Origin of the sequence: Methylosinus sp. H3A, from assembly GCF_015709455.1 — a bacterium.
Taxonomy (GTDB): domain Bacteria; phylum Pseudomonadota; class Alphaproteobacteria; order Rhizobiales; family Beijerinckiaceae; genus Methylosinus.
Window position 1 is genome coordinate 4354739 of the sequence record NZ_JADNQW010000005.1, and the last position, 20612, is coordinate 4375350.

Below are 20612 nucleotides of genomic sequence, written 5' to 3' on the forward strand. Positions count from 1 at the left end.
GACTTACCTCCAGCTGCGGACATCCACGAAATGGCCGGCGATCGCCGCCGCCGCCGCCATGGCGGGCGACACGAGATGCGTGCGGCCCTTGAAGCCCTGGCGGCCCTCGAAATTGCGGTTCGAGGTCGAGGCGCAGCGCTCGCCCGGCGCGAGACGATCCGGATTCATCGCCAGGCACATTGAGCAGCCCGGCTCGCGCCATTCGAAACCGGCGGCGGTGAACACTTTGTCCAGCCCCTCCGCCTCGGCCTGCGCCTTCACGAGGCCGGAGCCCGGCACGACAATGGCGTTGACGCGGGCGTTGATCTGCTTGCCGGCGATGACCGCTGCGGCGGCGCGCAGATCCTCGATGCGGCCATTGGTGCAGGAGCCGATGAAGACGCGATCGATGGCGATGTCGCTCGCCTTCTCGCCGCCCTTCAGGCCCATATACTCGAGCGCCCGGGCGATAGCCTGACGCTTGGCCGGATTGGCGACGCTGTCCGGCGTCGGCACCAGGCCGCTGATCGGCATCACATCCTCGGGCGAGGTGCCCCAGGTGAGAGTCGGCGGCAGAGCGGCGGCGTCGAGCACGATCACGCGGTCGTAATGCGCGCCCTCGTCGGAGCGCAGCGTCTCCCAATAGCGGACGGCGGCGTCGAAGACCTCGCCCTGCGGGGCCTTGGGCCGGCCGCGGAGATATTCGTAAGTCTTCTCGTCCGGCGCGACGAGGCCGGCGCGAGCGCCGCCTTCGATCGACATGTTGCAGACGGTCATGCGCCCCTCGATCGAGAGATCGCGAATCGCCTCACCCGCATATTCGATCACATGGCCGGTGCCGCCGGCGGTGCCGATCTCGCCGATGATGGCGAGAATTATGTCCTTGGCGGTCGCGCCCTCGGCCAACTTGCCGTCGACGCGCACCAGCATATTGGCGGCCTTTTTCTGGATGAGCGTCTGCGTCGCCAGAACATGCTCGACCTCGGAGGTGCCGATGCCATGGGCGAGCGCGCCGAAGGCGCCATGGGTGGAGGTGTGGCTGTCGCCGCAGACGATCGTCGTGCCGGGCAGAGTGAAGCCCTGCTCCGGGCCGACGATATGGACGACGCCCTGACGCGAATCATGCTCATTGTAATATTCGACGCCGAACTCGGCGGCGTTGATGGCGAGCTGCTCGACCTGCGCCTTGCTCTCCGGGTCTGTGATCGGCAGAGAGCGATCGGTCGTCGGCACATTATGGTCGACGACGGCGAGCGTCTTTTGCGGCGCGCGGACCTTGCGGCCGGTGACGCGCAGTCCCTCGAAGGCCTGCGGGCTCGTCACCTCATGGATCAAATGGCGATCGATGTAGATGAGGGACGCGCCGTCCTCCTGCTCATGAACCACATGATCGTCCCAGATCTTGTCGTAGAGCGTGCGCGGGCGTCCTGCCATTTGTCTCGTTCCTGCTCCGAACTGCCGTAAAAAGAGCCGCAAATTCGGCCTCGACCGAACCCGGTAGGCTGTTCTACTCGCAACCTGCTCGGCTTGGAAGTATGTAATCTCGGCGACGCCCGAGCGGGAGGCCTCTTCGACGTGATGCGATTTTCGACGGCGCCGCCGCCAGAGCTGACGGCCGCGCTGGCCCGCCTATTGGACGAGCGCTCCCGCCGGGCGCTGGCCGAGCGAACCACACGCATTTCCGCCCTTTATCGCGCCGGCCGGACGACGGCGCAGGCGATTCTCGATGAAGACGACGCCCTCGCCTACGCCCTCTATCGCCTTCCCGCCACTTACGCGGCGACCATTCATGCGCTCGGCCGGCTCGCCGAACGAGCCCCGGACTTCGCTCCGCGGCGAATGCTGGACCTCGGCGCGGGGCTCGGGACCGCGAGCCTCGCCGCGCGCGAGGTCTGGCCGCAAATGGACGAGAATGTGCTGCTCGACCGCAGCGCGCCTTTTCTGGCGCTCGCCCGGCGACTCGCCGGCGAGTCGCTGGCGGAAGCGAGAATCATCGCCGGCGATCTCGCCGCGCCTCCCGATCTCGGCCCGGCTTTCGACCTCGTCGTCGCGAGCTACGCTTTGACGGAAATCGCCGAGGAAAAGCTCGACGCCGCCGTCGACGCCGCCTGGAGCCGCTGCGCGGGGGCGCTGGCCCTGGTCGAGCCCGGCACGCCGCGCGACCATGCGCGGCTGATGCGGATGCGGGCGCGGCTCGTCGCGGCCGGGGCGCACGTCTCCCTGCCCTGCCCGCATTCTGCGCCCTGTCCGCTCGAGGCGCCGGACTGGTGCCATTTCTCGGTGCGGCTCGCCCGCTCACGCGACCATAAGCTGCTCAAAGGCGCCGACGCGCCCTTCGAGGACGAGAAGTTCGCCTATCTGGTCGCGACTCGAGCCGAAGCCTCCATCGAGCCTGCGCCGGCCCGTATGTTGGCTCGGCCGGAAGTTCTCAAGCATGGATTAAGGATAAAGCTTTGCGCGGCGGCGGGAATCGAAGAAGTTACCGTGCTGAAACGCGATAAGCAGAAATTCGGTCCTATAAAAAAGAAAGACTGGGGCGACGAGGTCGCCGCGGGGGAAACGTCGGCGAGGGAATGAAATGCAGCGCCCGAGGGTCTCGCCTTATCTTACCGTCTCGCCGGCCGCCGGCGCGATCGCTTTCTATACTGCCGCCTTCGGCGCGCAACAGCGGGCATTGATGCCCTCGGTCGACGGGATACGCATCGCCCATTGCGAGCTGACGATCAATGGCGGCTCGGTGATGCTCGCGGACGCCTTCCCCGAGCTCGGCCACGCCCGCCCGCCGCTTCCCGGCGAGCAGGTCACCGCCTCGGTGAGCCTCGAATATGACAAAGCGCAGGAAGTCGACGACATCGTCGCCCGCGCCAGCCAGCTCGGCGCCAAGGTCGAGACGCAGCCGACCAATACTTTCTGGGGCACGCGCTACGCCGCGCTGCGCGATCCCTTCGGCCACAGATGGATTTTGAACGCGCCGCTCGACTCGTCCGGCGGCTGAGCCGCAGCCGAGAATTCGCGTTACGGCTCGACGAAGAAAGAGCGTCGCATCGAGGTCCAAGTGTCGAGCGCCAGCTCGATCTCCGACGGCGATTCGCAGCAGAATTGCGCGAGCGGTGAGGCGTCGCCGACCAGAATGGACGGAACCACCGCCGCCCGAGCCGGCAGCACGGCGCCGGACACGCTGGCGGCGATGACGAAAGCCTGATCGAAAGGCCGGGAGGCCTCGATCGCCCGCGCCAGCGGCTCCGCGCCCTCGCCGGCGTCATAGAACTTCGCGAAACGGCCGGCGAGGCCGAGCCCTTCCGCCACAGCGGCGAGACCCTGCGTCCCCGCGGCGAAGGCGATCTGGATCCAGCCCTTGGCGGCCAGCGTCTCCAGCGTCTCCGCCGCGCCGTCCACCAGCCGCCAATCCGGCTCGCGGCGCGCCACGACGCCCTCGAAATCCCAGAACAGGATTTTGCTCATCGGTCCTCTTCACGGCACAGCAGAGCGTTTCCGGACGAAGTGGACGCCGATCCGGCGCTGGAAACGCGTCAAACTAAAAACCGGGAATCTTTTCATGTTTCAAAGGAAATATGAAAAGACTCCCGAGACGACGAAGCGATCCTGGGGCCTATCGCCGCACAGGATCGCTCCGCCACGCTCGCGATGATGGGGAAAGCTCCGGGCCTCACTCGGCCGCGGGCGCAGCCTTGTCCTTGGCCTTCGTCTTATTGTCGATGCGCTCGGCGATGCGGGCGGATTTGCCGCGACGGTCGCGCAGATAATAGAGCTTGGCGCGACGTACCTTGCCGCGGCGGACCAGCTTGATCGAGTCGATGAGCGGCGCATGGATGGGGAACACGCGCTCCACGCCCTCGCCATAGGAAATCTTGCGAACGGTGAAGCTCTCGTTGAGGCCGCCGCCCTGGCGGGAGATCACCACGCCCTCATAGGCCTGGATGCGGGAACGCTCGCCTTCCTTCACCTTCACATTGACGATGACGGTGTCGCCGGGGCGGAATTCCGGGATCGACTTGCCTTCGAGAAGGCGGGCCGATTGCTCGGCGTCGAGTTGCTCGATGATGGAGGGCATGAAAAAAACTCCTGCCGTTTCGCCTTTTGCCGCCGCAGCGGCTCTGGCGAGCGTTTCGGGACGCTGTTTTGATTTGGACGCGTCGCCATACACGAGGCGGCGCCGATTGTCGAGTGCGAGGGACAGCAAGCAAACAGCAAGCAGCGCGACCGCGAAGCGGTCCGGGGTGGGGTTCCACGAGAAAGACTCCCCCTCCCGATCGCCTTCGGCGGCTCTTCTCGTTCAGCCGACGTCCGGTTGGCCCCGTCTTCGCATGGCGCGGCCGGAGCGGCGCCGACGGCGCCAAAGAAGCGCGAGACCGAACAATGGCGCAAGATTTTCGCAGGATCGACGTCGCCGCCGCGCGCGACGTGATGAGCCGCGGCGAGACGCTCGTCCTCGACGTGCGCGACCCGCAATCCTTCGCGCGCGGCCACATAGAGGGCGCGGAGAACGCCTCCCAGGACGATATGACCTATTATCTCTTCGAGACGCCGAAGGAGAAACCCGTCATCGTCTGCTGCTATCACGGCAATTCCAGCCAGTCCTACGCCCGCACCTTCGCCGAGATGGGCTTTGCCGAGGTCTACAGCCTCGACGGCGGCTATGAGGCCTGGGCGGCGGCCGAGCGGGGCTGAGGCGGGATAGTTGCGCTCGGGTTCTTGCGCTCGGGCGCCCGCATTGTCATAAGAGCCGCCGGCCTCAACCACTCGGCGCTCCTCATGACCAGCTTTCCGCAGCGCGTCTTCTCCGGCGTGCAGTCCACCGGCAATCTGCATCTCGGCAATTATCTCGGCGCGATCGTCAAATTCGTCGAGTTGCAGCAGAGCTTCGACTGCCTCTATTGCGTCGTGGACCTGCACGCCATCACCGTGCCGCAGGATCCGATCGCGCTGCGGAACAACACGCGCGAGATCGCGGCCGCCTTCATCGCCTGCGGCGTCGACCCCAAGAAGAACATCGTCTTCAATCAGAGCCAAGTGGCCGAGCACGCCGAGCTCGCCTGGGTCTTGAATTGCGTCGCCCGCATCGGCTGGCTGAACCGCATGACGCAGTTCAAGGACAAGGCCGGCAAGGATCGCGAGAACGCCTCCATGGGCCTGCTCGACTATCCGGTGCTGATGGCCGCCGATATTCTGCTCTATCGCGCCACCCATGTGCCGGTCGGCGAGGATCAGAAGCAGCATTTGGAGCTCGCCCGCGACATTGCGCAGAAGTTCAACAACGACTTCGCCGAATCGATCGCGCGCAACGGCTTCAATCAGGCCTTCTTCCCGCTGCCGGAGCCGCTGATTTCCGGCCCGGCGACGCGCGTGATGAGCCTGCGCGACGGCACGAAGAAAATGTCGAAATCGGACGCTTCCGATTATTCGCGCATAAATCTCTCCGACGACGCCGATCAGATCGCGCAAAAGGTGCGCAAGGCTAAGACCGACCCCGACGCTCTGCCGTCGGAGGAGAAAGGCCTCGAGGGCCGGCCGGAGGCGGATAATCTCGTCGGCATTTTCGCGGCGCTGTCGCAGCGCAGCAAGGCGGATGTGCTCGCCGAATTCGGCGGCGCCAATTTCTCGACCTTCAAGATTGCGCTGGTCGATCTCGCTGTCGCCAAGCTCTCGCCGATCACTGCCGAAATGCGCAAGCTGACGGCGGATGAATCCTACATCGACAATGTGCTGCGCGACGGCTCCGCGCGGGCGCGCGAACTGGCGCGCACGAATATGGATGCGGTGAAGGATATCGTCGGCTTTCTGCGGTAACCCTCTATCGGGGCCGCGCCCGCCACTCCTCGCGCGTGATTTCCCAGATTTCGGCGGGAAGCCTCCCCGACACATAATCGCGTTCGCAGGACGCGATTATGCGCATGCCCGCCTTCTCGGATATGCGCCGAGAGGGAATATTGGCGACGGCTTTCGGAACGCGTAGAATCGGCCGTTCCAGCGTCTCGAACCAATAGTCGGTCGCCGCCTCGGCGGCCTCCGTCGCAAAACCCCGTTTCCGCCATTCCCGCGCGAGCCAGAAGCCGCGGTTTTCGTCGGGCCCCTCCATCAATGAAATGACGCCGACGAGTCGGTCAGGCGCTTCGCGTCGTCTGATCGACCAGTGCCAAGCGCGCCCTTTTTCCATTGCCGGCAGCGCGACGTCACGAATGTAGGTGAGCGCGCCGTCGTGCGGATATGGCCATGGAATCATGCGGGACATGAATCGAACAGTCTCCCAATGCGGGAAACCCAGCTGCACCGCGTCGACGTCGGACAGGCTCAGCGGCTGCAATGACAATCGAGGCGTTTCGAGAATAGGAATTGCGGGAGCCAAGCTCTTCTCTCCGAAGCACATGAAAAGCAAAATACGCGAATTTGCGGTTCAGATATTCATTGCCGGACGAGGACCGGCGCCGGGCCGCCGCTCGCCCAATCGAGCAATTGCACCGTGTGAACAATCGGTATCGCGATCCCCTGCCCGATCTGAATCATGCAGCCGAGATTGCCGGCGGCGATCGCTCGAGGCGCGACCGATTGGATGTTGGCGACCTTCCGCTCACGCAGCGCGCTGGCGAGCTCGCCCTGCAGAAGGTTATAGGTTCCGGCCGAGCCGCAGCAGATATGGCTTTCTGGGACGGGAACGACATCGAAGCCCGCGCGGCGCAGCAGTTCCACCGGCAGATCGGCGATCTTCTGCCCGTGCTGCAACGAGCAGGCCGAATGATAGGCGACGCGCAGCTTTCCGACGTCCGCCGACGGCGCGAAATCGAGCGCGGCGATCACCTCCGTCACGTCGCGCGCCATTGCGGCGATGCGCGCCGCCTTTTCCGCGAGCGCAGGATCGTCGCGGAACATATGGCCATAGTCTTTGACCGTCGTTCCGCAGCCGGAGGTGTCGATGACGATATGATCGAGCCCGCCGCGCTCGATCTCGCGCGTCCAGGCCTCGATATTGCGGCGCGCGAGCGCATGTGAGTCCGCGCTCTTGCCGAGATGATGCGGCAGCGCGCCGCAACAGCCGGCGCCCTCCGCCACCACTATTTCCGCGCCGAGCCGCGTCAGCAGACGCGCGGTCGCCTCATGAATTTTCGTGTCGAGCACGGTCTGCGCGCAGCCGCTCAGCAGCGCGACGCGCATTTTGCGCACGCCCTGCGCGGCGATGATTTGCGGACGGTCGATCGGCGAAGGCGCGGGCAAATGCGTCGGCGCCATTGCGATCATATCTCTCATGCCGCGAGGCAGCAGGCCCGCGAAAGGCCGCGCCAACGCCGCGGCGCGCAGCGATTGCCGGAACAACGCCGGCCGCGTGAGCACGAAAGCGAGCGTCGCGCGCAACATGCGATCGAAGAAGCGCCGCCGATAGGTCTTCTCTATATGCGCGCGCGCATGATCGACGAGATGCATGTAATGCACGCTCGACGGACATGTCGTCATGCAGGAAAGGCAGGAGAGGCAGCGGTCCACATGGCGCACGGTGCGTGCATCGGCGTCACGGCCGTTCTCCAGCATCTCCTTCATGAGATAGATGCGCCCGCGCGGCGAATCGAGCTCGTCGCCTGTGAGCAGATAGGTCGGACATGTCGCCGTGCAGAAGCCGCAATGCACGCAGGCGCGCAGGATTTTCTCCGACTGCGACATGTCGGAATCGGCGAGAAGCTCAGGAGAGAATTGCGTCAGCATCGCTTCTTTCGACTTGTCTCGAAGAGGCCCCCTCCCTCACCCTCCCCCGCTGCGCGGGAGAGGGTGAGGGAGGGGGCGTCCGCGCCATCAGAACTCCGCGCGCAAGCGGCCGCGCTCCAGAATGAAACGCGGATCGAAGGCCTCCTTCACGCGCCGCGTGAGCGAGGCGAGAGCGGAAGGCTGCGGATGGAACACATCGACGCGCGCACGCGTCGCCGCATCGGCGCGGATCAGCGTCGCATGGCCGCCGAGCGCATCGACGATGGCGCGAATGGCCGTCGCATGCGCGTCCGCCGCTGTCTCGAGCCGCAGCCAGACGAGGCCGCCGGCCCAATCATAGATATGCGCGACGAGCGGCGCGCCGGCGCCGCGCAGTCGCTCGACGAATGCAAAACCGTCGCTGGGCGCGAGCGAGACGCGCCATATGACGCCCTCCCCTGCGATCGGCTCGGCGTCGCGAACACGCGTCCAGAATGCGCGGCTTTCGTCTGCGCGCAGCACTTCCGTCGCGCCGCCGAAACCAGCGAGAAAGCGCGCAAGATCGTCGCGACGCGTCGTGACGGAAATCTCCGGGCCCTCGAGCCGCAACGCCGCCGCATCGCCCTGCGGATCATAGGCGAGGCTCGACACTTCATAAGGCGAGCCCGACGCCTTGCGCAGCGCTGCGAGACCCTTCTCCTCGCCGAGACCGCGCAGCAGCAGCGTCTCTTCCGTCTCCGCCTTGGGCAGGACTTTCAACGTCGCCTCGGTGAGCGCGGCGAGCGTGCCATAGGAGCCGGCGACGAGCTTGGAGAGATCATAGCCGGTGACATTCTTCATCACGCGGCCGCCGGATTTGACGATCTCGCCGCGGCCGGTGACGCAGCGAAAGCCGAGCAGATGATCGCGCGCCGCGCCTGCTTTTATGCGCCGCGGGCCGGAGGCGTTGACGGCGATGACGCCTCCAATGGTGGCGTCGTCGCGCGCGCCGCCGAGAAGCGCCGCATGGTCCATCGGCTCGAAAGCCAATTGCTGGTTCTGCGCATCGAGTAGCGCGACGATCTCGCGCAAGGGCGTCCCCGCGCGGGCCGTCAGCACCAGCTCCTGCGGCTCATAGAGCGTGACGCCCGCGAGCGCGGCGAGCGAGAGAACGCGCTCGCGCTGCGTCGCACGGCCGAGCGACGATTTGGAGCCATGGCCTTCGATCGACAAAGGCGCATCTTCGGCGATCGCGGCGCAGATCGCCTCGGCGACATCTTTCTCGTCTCTCGGCGTCAGCGGCATATGACACTGTTCCCGTCACAAGACGCGCGCTTCCTTCTCCCGCCTGCGGGAGAAGATGGCCCCGCGAAGCGGGGTCGGATGAAAGCCCTCGACCGTTTGTGAAAAAATATCGTCTTCTCTTTCGACCGCGCGAATTTTGCACGCCCCCTCATCCGACCCGGCCAAAAGCCCGTCGCTCGCGACGGGCGTCCTCTCGGCCGCCCTATGGCCGGGCCACCTTCTCCCACGAGTGGGAGAAGGTGCGCGCACGGAGATTGTCGGAAAGGGGCGATCATTCGCTCAAAACCTCGGCAGCTCGGGAAACGGCAGCTTGCCGCCCTGCACATGCATCATGCCGAGCTCGGCGCAGCGATGCAGAGTCGGAAATACTTTTCCCGGATTGAGCCTATGCTGTGGATCGAAGGCGCATTTCACCCGCTGCTGCTGCGCGAGATCGGTCTCGTCGAACATCTCGCCCATCAGATCGCGCTTCTCGACGCCGACGCCGTGCTCGCCGGTCAGCACGCCGCCGACCTCGACGCAAAGGCGCAGAATATCGGCGCCGAGTTTTTCGGCGCGTTCTATTTCGCCCTCTTTCGAGGCGTCATAGAGAATGAGCGGATGCAGATTGCCGTCGCCGGCATGGAACACATTGGCGACGCGTAGCCCGTGGAACTTCGCCAGAGCGTCCATGCGCGTGAGCACCTCCGGCAGGCGGCCGCGCGGTATCGTGCCGTCCATGCAGAGATAATCGGGACCGATGCAGCTCACCGCCGGAAAAGCGTTCTTGCGCCCCGCCCAAAAGCGCAGCCGCTCGGCCTCGCTCTGCGAGACGCGCGTCTCGGTCGCGCCCTCGGCGCGGGCGATCTGCTCCACCACGGCGACCAGATGATCGACCTCGGCGGGCGTGCCGTCCAATTCCACAATGACGATCGCGCCGGCGTCGAGCGGATAGCCGCAGGGCTGGAAATTCTCCACCGCGCCGATGGTCGCCGCGTCCATCATCTCGAGGCCGCCCGGAATTATGCCGCGCGCGATGATCGCGCCGACGCAGCGCGCGCCGGCCTCCACTGTGGGAAAGGCGAGCAGCAGGCCGCGGGCGGAAACGGGCTTTTGCAGCAGCCGCACAGTGACCTCGGTGACGACGCCGAGCAGACCTTCCGAGCCCGTCATCAACCCCATGAGATCATAGAGCTCGCTATCCAGATGCTTGCCGCCGAGGCGCAGAATCTCGCCGCCCATCAGCACCATCTCGAGGCCGAGTATGTTGTTGGTGGTCAACCCATATTTCAGGCAATGCACGCCGCCGGCGTTCTCGCCGACATTGCCGCCGATCGTGCAGGCGATCTGCGAGGACGGGTCCGGCGCATAATAAAAGCCTGCATATTCGACGGCTTTCGAGATGACGAGATTTTGCACGCCGGGTTGCACGCGGGCGCAGCGATTCTCGAAATCCACCTCCAATATGCGGTTGAACTTGGACATTCCGAGCAGAATGCCGTCCTCGAGCGGCAGCGCCCCGCCGGAGAGCGAGGTGCCGGCGCCGCGCGGCACCACTTTCACATTCATCTCCTGCGCCAACGCCATGATCGCGCTCACCTGCGCCACCGTCTCCGGCAGAACGACGACGAGCGGCAGAGCGCGATACATCACCAGCGCGTCGCATTCATAGGCGCGGCGCGCGGTCTCGTCCGCGATGACATTGGCGGCGGGCAGAATGGCGCGCAGCCGCGCGAGCAACTCCTCGCGGCGCGCCATTATCGCCTGCTCGGGCAGCGGCATGACCAGGGACATGCGGTCTCACTGAAAAATGTGCCGAACCTGCGGCTCGGCGCTGCGGCCGGCTTGCGCGTCCCGGCCGTTTCGTGCTGGTTACCTCCCTATTCGAGCAGGCGCCGGCGCGCAAGAGCGGCGCTCGCTGCTGTTGCGAAGGACAGGAAGCTCGGCCGATGAAGACAAGATTCGCTCTCACTCTCGCCGACGCCAGGCGCGTCGCCGCCGCAGCCGAGGCCGAAGCGATCAAAAACGGCTGGAGCGTTGTCGTCGCCATCGTGGACGAGGGCGGTCATCTCGTGCTTTTGCAGCGCCTCGACGGCACGCAGACGGCCTCCGCCGAGATCGCGACGCAGAAAGCGCGCACCGCGGCCCTGTTCAAGCGTCCGAGCAAGGCGCTGGAAGACATTGTCGCGGGCGGCCGCGTCGCCATGCTGAGCCTGCCCGGGATCACCGCCGTCGAGGGCGGCCTGCCGCTCGTCTATCGCGGCGATATCGTCGGGGCGATCGGCGTTTCCGGCGTGCAATCGTTTCAGGATGGCATCATCGCCAAAGCGGGGGCGGAGAGCCTGGACGATGGGCAATCATGACGAAAGCGCATGACGAAAGCGGCGGTGATTCGGCCACAAGAACCTGGCAATTGACGCGTTTGCGCCGCTTTCGCGCCTCAATCCATGATGGGCCCCGATAGCGCCATCATCGCCGCGACGACGCTCTCGGGCGAAAGATTTTCCTCGGCGGAAAAAGCAATGAGCAGCGGCTCGTCGCCACAAACATGCGCGAGCAGAGCGATCTGAAACCCTTCTTCTCCCATGAGGGCGCGAATATCGCCGGGATCGACGCCGGTGAGCGCCAGAAAACGCTCCATACGGTCGTCATCGGCAGCCAGAAAGACCAATGATCGCAAAGCGATAGATCGCGCCTCCGATTTCGATGGCGCGGCTGCCCGCTTTTCGCCACCGAGACGGTGTCTAGTCTTTTCGATTTTCATTTCATCAATCTTCATCTGCTAACCCGAAGGCGAGATCGTCTTCGAATGCACCGGCTTTCGATTTCGAGACGAGACGGAACCTTCCGCCGCCGCCTCCGGGAACGAGACGCCAATGGGCGCGAGCCGCGCCGAACGAGAGCAGAATCGCGAGAGTCGGAGCCAATGCCGAAAACCGTCCTCATCGTAGAGGATAATGAGCTCAACATGAAGCTCTTCAACGATCTCCTCGAGGCCAATGGGCATTCGACGCTGCAGACCAAGAGCGGCGTCGAGGCCATCGCGCTGGCGCGCAGCCACTCGCCAGACCTCATTTTGATGGACATTCAGCTCCCGGAGATATCCGGGCTCGAGGTTACGCGCTGGCTCAAGGACGACGAGCAGCTGCGCTCCATCCCGATCATCGCGATCACCGCCTTTGCGATGAAGGGCGATGAGGAGAAAATTCGCCAGGGCGGCTGCGAGGCCTATCTCTCAAAGCCGATCTCCGTGGCCCGCTTTCTGGAAACTGTGAACGCATTTTTGGCGGACAGATGAGAGGCCGAGCGCCATGACTGCACGCATTTTGATCGTCGACGATTTGGCGCCCAACATAAAATTGCTGGAGGCGCGTCTGACGGCCGAATATTTCGACGTCCTCTCGGCGACGAACGGGCCCGAGGCTCTGGCGCTCTGTCGCGAGGATCGCTGCGACATCGTGCTGCTCGACGTGATGATGCCCGGCATGGACGGTTTCGAGGTCTGCCGGCGCCTGAAGGCCGATCCGGTCACCGCGCATCTTCCCGTCGTGATGGTGACCGCACTCGATCAGCCGGCCGACCGGCTGCGCGGCCTCGAGGCCGGCGCCGATGATTTTCTCACCAAGCCCGTCGACGAGATCGCGCTCATCGCGCGCGTCCGCTCACTCGCCCGCCTCAAGGTGATGCTCGACGAATTGCGCGCCCGCGCGGACACGTCGGCCAGTCTCGGCCTCGTCGACAAGGGCGCGCGCGCAATGGCCGACGCCGGCAAGAATGGCCGCATCCTCGTGCTCGAGGACCGCGGCGCCTCGGCCGAGCGAATCACCATGGCGCTGCGCGACCTGCATGAGGTGACGGTCGTCTCCGATCCGCAGGACGCGCTATTCCGCGCCGCAGAGGGCGATTTCGACCTCATCGCCGTCAGCCTCGATCTCAATGGATTCGACGCGCTGCGCTTTTGCAGCCAAGTCCGCTCGCTGGAGCGCACGCGGGCGCTGCCCATTCTCGTCATCGCCGATATGGACGACCGCAACCGCATTTTGCGCGGCCTCGATCTGGGCGTGAACGACTATATCGTGCGGCCGGTCGACCGAAACGAGCTCGTCGCCCGCGTCCGCAGCCAGCTGCGCCGCAAACGCTACGCCGACAGCCTGCGTTCCGATCTGCAGGCCGCCATCGAGCTCGCCGCCGTCGATTCGCTGACCGGCCTCAACAACAGGCGCTATCTCGAGACCCATCTCTCCGCCCTGCTCGACCAGGCCGCCCATAAGGGCCGCGCGCTGACGCTGATGATGCTCGACATCGATCACTTCAAATCGGTCAACGACACTCATGGTCATGACGCCGGCGACGAGGTGCTGAAGCATTTCGCGCAGCGCATGAAGCGCGTGGTGCGCAGCGCCGATCTCATCTGCCGGCTCGGCGGCGAGGAATTCGTCATCGTCATGCCCGACACGCCGCTGGTCGTCGCCGCCAAAGTGGCCGAGCGCGTGCGCGCCGCCATACAATCGGAGCCCTTCTGCATAGACCGCAATGGCGGCGCCATACCCGTCACGACGTCGATCGGCATAGCGGAGCGCGGCCAGGACGCCAATGCGGAGGCGCTGCTTCGCCGCGCCGATAAGGCGCTCTACGAGTCGAAGAGCGGCGGCCGCAATCGCGTCACCGCCGCCGCCGCCTGATCCCCCCACCCACAAAAAAAACCTGCCCGAACCATGTTCGGGCAGGGGGAAAGTTGGGAGCCCCACTCGGAGGAGAGCTTCCGAGTGAAGAGGAGAGGCCCGCGGCCGCTGTGTGGGCCGCATCGCCGATTAGCTTGCCTGAAGGAATGCGAGCGGCGCGTCTTCGATGCGCGACGGCTCGACAAGACACAGGCGGAAATGGTCTGGATGGGAGGGCGGAGGGGAGCCTATCGCTCCGAGTTCCGCTTCCTGCGTCAGGATCGCTGCGACTATGCGCTTCGATCGTCCGACGCGCGCTGTTCCCGGCTCGGGGGCTCGAAACGCCCCTCTCTCGTCACGACCTCGAAGTCGCGTCGCGCGGGATCAGGCGAAGCGCGCTGGTGGCGCGCGTGGAGAGAGAGACCGCAATTCCGGCGGGGCGACGGCGGCCGTTCGATCGTCGAAAACGGGAGGGGCCGCAGAGGGGAAGTCGAAGCTCAGGACGATGATGACGGCATCGGCCTCGTCGACCTCGGCCACCGAGCTGCAATGGAGCATGCAGCAGGGGCCGACATGCTTTTCCAGAGGAGCGGAGTCGGAAGACGTCGAGCTCGTCTGATCGGCAGCGCAGACGACGCCGAAAGCGCCGCCCTCGGCCATAGCGCCGGTGGCGAAGCCGACCGCCACGATCTGCAACAGAAGGACGGCGGCCGCCAGCATGCCGACGACGGCTCTGTCTATCCTGAAGATCGAACGGTTCTCGGCTTGCACGGGCCGCCTACTCCGAGCTGCGAGCCATCACGCTAGGGGAGAGCCAGCAAAGGGTCAAGGCGCCCGCGGGGGAGGCCATGCGGCAAGTTGTCGCGCGCCGGAACATGGATCAGCGATAGCCTTCCTCGGCCAACACTTGCCGCACGGTGGGCCGCGTCTTCATCAGCTCGTAATGGGCGCGGCAATTGACGGGCAGCTCCATGCCGATCTTGTCGGCCCAGAACTCCACGTAAAAGAGGCCGGCGTCGGCGATGGAGAAGGCGCCCGCCGCATAGCTCTTGCCGTCGAGCTCGCCGCTCACTTTCAACAGCGCCTCGGCGACGATCTCGCGCCCCTGCGCCTTCACCGCCTCTATGTCGCCCGCGACGGCGTAACGCTCCGGCGTGAAGACGCGGCGGAATCCCTCGCCATGAATGTAGCGCGTCGCGAAATTGAGCACCTCCATCGCTTGGCTCTTGCCGGCGAGATCCTCGGGCAAGAGCTTGCGACGCGGATAGGTCTCGGCGAGCCATGTCGCGATCGAGACAAAATCGCAGAGCGCCGTGCCGTCGTCGCGCAACAGCGTCGGAATCGTGCCATGGGGATTGATGGCCAGATATTCGGGCTTCAGATGGTCGCCTCGCGGCAGATTGAGGATATAGGCCTCGAAAACGAGGCCGATCTCCTCGAGCAGAATGTGAATTCCGGTCGAGCAGGATCCCGGCGTCATATAGAATTTCATTCGCGCGCCTCCGCTTTCGCGGGAAGCAAGTTACGCGCCGAAGGGCCCTCATCCGACCCTCGCGTCAGCGAGGGTCGGATGAGGGGGCGCCGCCGCGCCCCCGTCTCACGCCGCTTTTTCGGCCCCGAAGCCCCGCCGTCCGATCGGCCGACCTTCCAAGGTCAGCCCCTGACTGTCGGTGGAGACGCGCACGGTGGAGCCGTCCACTATGTCGCCGCCGAGCAGCGCCTCGGCGAGCGGGTCCTGCAGCTCCTTCTGGATCACGCGCTTCAGCGGACGCGCGCCATAGGCCGGGTCATAGCCCTTGGCGGCGAGCAGCGCCCGCGCCTTCTCGTCGAGAGTCAGCGTGATCTTGCGATCGTCCAGCAGCTTTTGCAGCCGCAGGATCTGAATATCGACGATCGCGCCCATATCGTCGCGCCGCAGGCGGTGGAACAGGACGATCTCATCGACGCGGTTCAGGAACTCCGGCCTAAAATGCGCGCGCACCACCTGCATCACCTCGGCATGCACGGCGGAGGAATCCTCGCCCTCCTGCTGCATCACCAGGAATTCGGAGCCGAGATTCGACGTCATGATGATGAGCGTGTTCTTGAAATCGACGGTGCGGCCCTGGCCGTCGGTGAGACGGCCATCGTCCAGCACCTGCAGCAGGACGTTGAACACGTCCGGATGCGCCTTCTCGATCTCGTCGAACAGCACGACCTGATAGGGCCTGCGCCGCACCGCCTCGGTAAGCGCCCCGCCCTCCTCATAGCCGACATAGCCGGGAGGCGCGCCGATGAGCCGCGCCACCGAATGCTTCTCCATATATTCCGACATGTCGAGACGGACCATCGCCGTCTCGTCGTCGAACAGGAAGTTCGCGAGCGCCTTGGTCAGCTCCGTCTTGCCGACGCCTGTCGGCCCCAGGAAGATGAAGGAGCCGATCGGTCGGTTGGGATCCTGCAATCCGGCGCGAGCGCGGCGCACGGCCGTCGAGACGGCGGCGACAGCCTCCCGCTGCCCGACGACGCGACGCGACAGCTCGTCTTCCATATGCAGCAGCTTCTCGCGCTCGCCCTCGAGCATTTTATCGACCGGAATTCCGGTCCAGCGCGAGACGACCTGCGCGACATGCTCGGGCGTCACCTCCTCCTCGAGCATTTTCTGCGCGCCTTCCTTCTCGCTCGCCGCGAGCTTGCGCTCGAGATCGGGGATGAGGCCATAGGCGAGCTCGCCGGCGCGCTGGAACTCGCCGCGACGCTGCGCCTGAGCCAGCTCGTTGCGGGCGGTCTCCAGTTGCTCCTTCAGCTTCTGCGCGACGCCGAGCTTGTCCTTCTCGGACTTCCAGCGCTGGGTGAGCGCCGATGATTTTTCGGTCAGATCGGCGAGCTCTGTCTCCAATTTGGCGAGACGATCCTTCGAGGCAGGATCGGTCTCCTTGCGCAGCGCCTCCTGCTCTATGCGCAGCTGGATGATGCGGCGGTCGAGCTCGTCGAGCTCTTCCGGCTTCGAATCGATTTGCATGCGCAGGCGTGAGCCGGCTTCGTCGACGAGGTCGATCGCCTTATCGGGTAGAAAACGGTCCGAGATGTAACGATTGGAGAGCGTCGCGGCCGCCACGATCGCGGCGTCGGTGACGCGCACGCCATGGTGCATCTCGTATTTTTCTTTCAGCCCGCGCAGAATGGAGATGGTGTCCTCCACCGTCGGCTCGTCGACGAACACAGGCTGGAAGCGCCGCGCCAGAGCGGCGTCCTTCTCCACATGCTTGCGATATTCGTCGAGCGTCGTCGCGCCGACGCAATGCAATTCGCCGCGCGCCAATGCGGGCTTCAGCAGATTGGAGGCGTCCATCGCGCCATCCGCCTTGCCGGCGCCGACCAGCGTGTGCATCTCGTCGATGAACAATATGATCCCGCCCTGCGCGGCGGTGATCTCGTTCAGCACGGCTTTCAAGCGCTCCTCGAACTCGCCGCGATATTTCGCGCCGGCGATGAGCGCGCCCATGTCGAGCGCGAGCAGCTTCTTGTCCACGAGCGATTCCGGCACATCGCCATTGACGATGCGCAGAGCGAGGCCTTCGACGATCGCCGTCTTGCCGACGCCGGGCTCGCCGATCAGCACGGGATTATTCTTGGTGCGGCGCGACAGCACCTGAATGGTGCGGCGAATTTCCTCGTCGCGGCCGATGACCGGATCGAGCTTGCCCTCACGCGCGGCCTCAGTGAGATCGCGCGCATATTTCTTCAGCGAATCATAGGCGCTCTCGGCCGAGGAGGAATCGGCGGTGCGGCCCTTGCGCAAATCCTCGATCGCCGAATTGAGCGTCTGCGGCGTGACGCCCGCCTCGCTCAAAATGCGCGCGGCCTCCGTCCCCTTCTCGAGGGCGAGAGCGAGCAGCAGCCGCTCGACGGTGACGTAGGAATCACTGGCCTTTTGCGCGAGCTTCTCGGCATTGTCGAAGAGCCGCGCCGTCGCCTGATTGAGCGAAGGCTGTCCAGCGCCGCCGCCCGAGACTTTCGGCAGCTTGGCCAGCGCGGCCTCGGTCTTGGCGAGCGCCTCGCGCGAGCGGCCGCCTGCGCGATCGATGAGTCCGGCGGAGAGCCCCTGCTCGTCGTCGAGCAGCACTTTCAAAACATGCTCGGGCGTGAGCTGCGGATTGCCCTCGCGTGTCGCGAGCGACAAGGCCGACTGCACGAAGCCCTGCGCGCGCGTCGTGTATTTATCGAAATTCATGGAGACCCCTCCGGCGTCGAGGCGCCACGTAAAGCGGCGCGCCTCGTCCCTATATGGCGTGAAATCGGCCCCTTGCGGCGACCGTTATGGCCGATATGGGAAAGACCCTCGCGCTCGAAAAGAGGGTGCGACCAACTGGAGCGCGAGGATTTTTTCGCTCCGACGCAGGCGCCGCGCGTCGCCGACGGCCCGAAGGGGACTCGCGGGACGGGAACGGCGCCGTTATGCTCTCACCCATGCCTTACTTGGAAATTGCCGTCGTCATCGCCTTGACCCTGATCAATGGCGCGCTCGCCATGGCGGAGCTCGCCGTCGTATCGTCGCGCCCTGCGCGCCTCCGAGCCTCGGCCGAGCGCGGGGTTCCCGGCGCGCGCGCCGCCCTCGCCCTCGCTTCCGATCCCGGAAAATTTCTCTCCGCCGTTCAAATCGGCATCACGCTGATCGGCGTGCTGTCCGGCGCCTTCTCCGGCGCGACCATTGGCGCGCGGCTCTCCGAATGGATCGCGTCGCGCGGCTTGTCTCCGGCCATGTCGGAGACGCTCGGCGTCGGTCTCGTCGTCGCGGCGATCACCTATGTGTCGCTGATCGTCGGGGAGCTCGTGCCCAAGCAGATCGCCCTGCGCGATCCCGAACGAATCGCAACCGCCGTCGCTCCGGTCCTGAGCGTGCTGGCGCGGCTCGCCGCGCCGCTCGTCTTCATTCTCGATCTCTCCGGACGCGCGCTGCTGCGCGCTCTCGGCTATGGCGCGGCAGGCGCGCATCTCGTTTCGGACGAGGAGATCAGGGCGCTCGTCGCCGAGGCCGAGACGGCCGGCGTTCTGGAGCCGGGCGAACGCGCGATGATCGCCGGCGTCATGCGTCTCGGCGACCGCCCGGTCCGCGGCGTGATGACGCCGCGCGGCGAGGTCGACATGATCGATCTCGACGATTCGCCGGAGACGATCCGCGAGACGATCATCGCCAGCGTCCATTCACGGCTGCCCGCCTATCGCGGCAAGACCGAGAACATGCTCGGCGTGCTGCAGGCGAAAGATCTGCTCGACGCCTATCTGCGCGGTGAGAACCCGCAGCCGAGCGAATTCGTGCGCCAAGCACCGATCGTCCCGACCTCCGCCGACGCGCTGGACGTGGTCGAGATGATCAAGCGCGCCTCCGTCCATGTCGCGCTGATCTTCGACGAATACGGCCATTTCCAGGGGATCGTGACCGACGCCGACATCCTCGAGGCCATCGCCGGCGGATTCGGGACCGCGGAGGGCCCGCCCGAGCCGCATGCCGTGCAGCGCGACGACGGCTCATGGCTCATCTCCGGCGGCATGCCCGCCGACGAAATGCTGGAGCTTCTGGCGATGCCGGCGTCAGAGGACAGGAGCTATCAGACGGCCGCCGGCTTCGTTCTGGCGCACGCCGGCCATCTGCCGGAGATCGGCGAGAGCTTCGACGCGCATGGCTGGCGCTTCGAAGTTCTCGACAAGGACGGCCGCCGGATCGACAAGATTCTCGCCCAGCGGGCGCCGCGCGGGCAAAGACGCGCGGCGCTCTGACGGCGCGCCGCGGCGTTACGCTCAATCGGCGAGCGGCAGCTCGTCCGAACGCGGCGGCTCGTCGCTGGAAGCGACATTGCCATTCGCATCTTCATTCGGCGCTCGCGTGCGACGGCGACGACGCTGATTGAGATGAAAGCCGGCGGCGGCCTCTTCATGCTCGCGAATCGCGGTGCGCTCCGTGCGAGCGAAGGTCTCCGTCTCCTCCGGCCCGGCCGCGCGAATCGGCGCTGTGATGAAGGACGGCAGCGCGGCGGCCGGAGCCTCGTCCTGCACGGCGGGCTGCACGCGCGGCGGGAAACGACGCTCGCGATTGCGGTCGAAATTCTGGCGAGGCGGCCGTTCGCCGCCGCCCTCGGCGGTCTGCTCGCCACCGCGGTCGCGGTCGCGTCGATCGCGAAAGCCGCCGCGATCCGAACCACCGCGATCCGAACCGCCTCGATCTTGGCGCGGCTGGCGCTCATAGCGCGGCTCGTTGACCGGACGCTCGCCGATCGGACGCTCCTCGTAGGGCTGTGGTTGCGGTTGCGGCTGCTGCGCGAATTGCGGCTGCGCCGCGGGCTGCGGCGCATAGGGCGCAGAAGCATAAGGCTGCGGCGGCGGCTGATAGCCGGCGGTCTGCGGCAAGCGCTCAGAGAGAGGCGCGAAACGATCCGAGATTCCGCTGAAATCATCATCGTCGTCGATGTCGGTTTCAGCCGCCTCATAGGGACGGCCGCCGTAGCCGCCCTGCGCCTGCTGTTGCGCGGTCTGAGCCGCGGCGATCAGACGAAAATAATGTTCGGCGTGCTGAAGCAGGCTCTCGGCCATGATCGTGTCGCCGGAGGATTGCGCGTCTCGGGCGAGCTGAAGATATTTCTCAGCGACATGCTGAGCGGTTCCCCGGATCTTAACGTCCGGACCGTTCGACTCGTAGGAACGTGTGAGGGGATTGGGCCCTTTTCGACCCCCATTGCGGCCGCGGATGCGTTTATTCTGTCCTGGTCTCATCGAATATCCCCGAGAAGGTCCTTACGCTTTGCTGGCTCGGCGTGTCGTGCTTCGGCCGAACGCGCCGAGAGGGACGAACGCTCGAAACTGCGTCAGAGAAGGAAGCCGGGCGCCATGCCCGATCCAACGGAGCGACTCCGCTCTACCTCGAGCGGCGTTTCTGTCCGTTCTGTCGCTTGCGCGATCCAGACATGGATCACGCGGCCGGCGCGGCGTCCTCGTGGAACAGCCTGCGCCGAATTCACATCTTGCATCCGAGCGCCGCCGACACGC

Annotated in this window: 20 protein-coding genes; 8 read left to right on the forward strand and 12 right to left on the reverse strand. The window is 65.4% G+C overall.

Features of this window, described 5'->3' with window-relative positions:
* Positions 1-3 precede the first annotated feature (3 nt).
* Positions 4-1413 (reverse strand): 3-isopropylmalate dehydratase large subunit, encoded by a 1410-nt coding sequence (gene leuC / locus IY145_RS23150; RefSeq protein ID WP_196410352.1) that lies wholly within the window; start codon positions 1411-1413, stop codon positions 4-6.
* A gap of 144 nt (positions 1414-1557) precedes the next feature.
* Between leuC and IY145_RS23155 the strand changes: the two genes are divergently transcribed.
* Together IY145_RS23155 and IY145_RS23160 are read left to right on the forward strand one after the other, a co-directional pair.
* On the forward strand, positions 1558-2556 hold the full coding sequence (locus IY145_RS23155; RefSeq protein WP_196410691.1) for a small ribosomal subunit Rsm22 family protein: 999 nt from the start codon (positions 1558-1560) through the stop codon (positions 2554-2556).
* 1 nt (position 2557) lies between these two features.
* Positions 2558-2974, forward strand: a complete 417-nt coding sequence (locus IY145_RS23160) for a glyoxalase/bleomycin resistance/extradiol dioxygenase family protein (protein ID WP_196410353.1) — start codon at positions 2558-2560, stop codon at positions 2972-2974.
* Positions 2975-2994: 20 nt separating this feature from the next.
* Here the strand turns inward: IY145_RS23160 and IY145_RS23165 are convergent, their stop codons facing one another.
* Positions 2995-3441, reverse strand: coding sequence for a hypothetical protein (locus IY145_RS23165; RefSeq protein ID WP_196410354.1), 447 nt, complete (start codon positions 3439-3441; stop codon positions 2995-2997).
* Positions 3442-3646: 205 nt separating this feature from the next.
* Entirely contained in the window at positions 3647-4051 is a 405-nt protein-coding gene (gene rplS, locus IY145_RS23170; protein ID WP_196410355.1) for a 50S ribosomal protein L19, read from the reverse strand.
* A gap of 305 nt (positions 4052-4356) precedes the next feature.
* Between rplS and glpE the strand changes: the two genes are divergently transcribed.
* Positions 4357-4668 carry a thiosulfate sulfurtransferase GlpE gene (gene glpE, locus IY145_RS23175; protein ID WP_196410356.1) on the forward strand — a complete coding sequence of 104 codons (312 nt, stop codon included), beginning with the start codon at positions 4357-4359 and terminating at the stop codon, positions 4666-4668.
* Between the two features lie 84 nt (positions 4669-4752).
* Positions 4753-5787, forward strand: coding sequence for a tryptophan--tRNA ligase (trpS, locus tag IY145_RS23180; protein WP_196410357.1), 1035 nt, complete (start codon positions 4753-4755; stop codon positions 5785-5787).
* Positions 5788-5791: 4 nt separating this feature from the next.
* On the opposite strand, the gene IY145_RS23185 is transcribed toward trpS, so the two are convergent.
* The 4 genes from IY145_RS23185 to IY145_RS23200 all read right to left on the reverse strand — a co-directional run bounded on the left by IY145_RS23185 (position 5792) and on the right by IY145_RS23200 (position 10725).
* A complete protein-coding gene (locus IY145_RS23185; RefSeq protein ID WP_196410358.1) occupies positions 5792-6364 on the reverse strand; it encodes a GNAT family N-acetyltransferase in 573 nt (190 codons plus the stop codon).
* Between the two features lie 35 nt (positions 6365-6399).
* The gene (gene glcF / locus IY145_RS23190) at positions 6400-7689 is read right to left on the reverse strand and encodes a glycolate oxidase subunit GlcF (RefSeq protein WP_196410359.1); all 1290 of its coding nucleotides are present in this window, start codon (positions 7687-7689) and stop codon (positions 6400-6402) included.
* 87 nt (positions 7690-7776) lie between these two features.
* Positions 7777-8952 carry a glycolate oxidase subunit GlcE gene (glcE, locus tag IY145_RS23195; protein ID WP_196410360.1) on the reverse strand — a complete coding sequence of 392 codons (1176 nt, stop codon included), beginning with the start codon at positions 8950-8952 and terminating at the stop codon, positions 7777-7779.
* Positions 8953-9231: 279 nt separating this feature from the next.
* On the reverse strand, positions 9232-10725 hold the full coding sequence (locus tag IY145_RS23200) for an FAD-linked oxidase C-terminal domain-containing protein (RefSeq protein WP_196410361.1): 1494 nt from the start codon (positions 10723-10725) through the stop codon (positions 9232-9234).
* Between the two features lie 155 nt (positions 10726-10880).
* Between IY145_RS23200 and IY145_RS23205 the strand changes: the two genes are divergently transcribed.
* The gene (locus IY145_RS23205; RefSeq protein ID WP_196410362.1) at positions 10881-11294 is read left to right on the forward strand and encodes a heme-binding protein; all 414 of its coding nucleotides are present in this window, start codon (positions 10881-10883) and stop codon (positions 11292-11294) included.
* A 77-nt stretch (positions 11295-11371) separates the two neighbouring features.
* On the opposite strand, the gene IY145_RS26215 is transcribed toward IY145_RS23205, so the two are convergent.
* A complete protein-coding gene (locus IY145_RS26215) occupies positions 11372-11710 on the reverse strand; it encodes a DUF3572 domain-containing protein (protein ID WP_196410363.1) in 339 nt (112 codons plus the stop codon).
* Between the two features lie 147 nt (positions 11711-11857).
* On the opposite strand from IY145_RS26215, the gene IY145_RS23215 reads away from it, so the two are divergent.
* Both IY145_RS23215 and IY145_RS23220 read left to right on the forward strand, forming a co-directional pair.
* Positions 11858-12229: a response regulator gene (locus IY145_RS23215; protein ID WP_024880681.1), complete on the forward strand. Its 372-nt coding sequence runs from the start codon at positions 11858-11860 to the stop codon at positions 12227-12229.
* Between the two features lie 13 nt (positions 12230-12242).
* Positions 12243-13613 (forward strand): PleD family two-component system response regulator, encoded by a 1371-nt coding sequence (locus IY145_RS23220; protein WP_196410364.1) that lies wholly within the window; start codon positions 12243-12245, stop codon positions 13611-13613.
* A 363-nt stretch (positions 13614-13976) separates the two neighbouring features.
* Here the strand turns inward: IY145_RS23220 and IY145_RS23225 are convergent, their stop codons facing one another.
* The 3 genes from IY145_RS23225 to clpB form a co-directional block, all read right to left on the reverse strand.
* Positions 13977-14363 carry a DUF4006 family protein gene (locus tag IY145_RS23225; protein ID WP_196410365.1) on the reverse strand — a complete coding sequence of 129 codons (387 nt, stop codon included), beginning with the start codon at positions 14361-14363 and terminating at the stop codon, positions 13977-13979.
* 109 nt (positions 14364-14472) lie between these two features.
* Positions 14473-15084 (reverse strand): glutathione S-transferase family protein, encoded by a 612-nt coding sequence (locus IY145_RS23230; protein WP_196410366.1) that lies wholly within the window; start codon positions 15082-15084, stop codon positions 14473-14475.
* 105 nt (positions 15085-15189) lie between these two features.
* Positions 15190-17805, reverse strand: coding sequence for an ATP-dependent chaperone ClpB (gene clpB / locus IY145_RS23235; protein WP_196410367.1), 2616 nt, complete (start codon positions 17803-17805; stop codon positions 15190-15192).
* Between the two features lie 236 nt (positions 17806-18041).
* On the opposite strand from clpB, the gene IY145_RS23240 reads away from it, so the two are divergent.
* Positions 18042-19349: a hemolysin family protein gene (locus IY145_RS23240; RefSeq protein ID WP_196410368.1), complete on the forward strand. Its 1308-nt coding sequence runs from the start codon at positions 18042-18044 to the stop codon at positions 19347-19349.
* A 21-nt stretch (positions 19350-19370) separates the two neighbouring features.
* Here IY145_RS23240 and IY145_RS23245 read toward each other — a convergent pair whose 3' ends face one another.
* The gene (locus IY145_RS23245) at positions 19371-20339 is read right to left on the reverse strand and encodes a DUF4167 domain-containing protein (RefSeq protein WP_196410369.1); all 969 of its coding nucleotides are present in this window, start codon (positions 20337-20339) and stop codon (positions 19371-19373) included.
* Positions 20340-20612 lie beyond the last annotated feature (273 nt).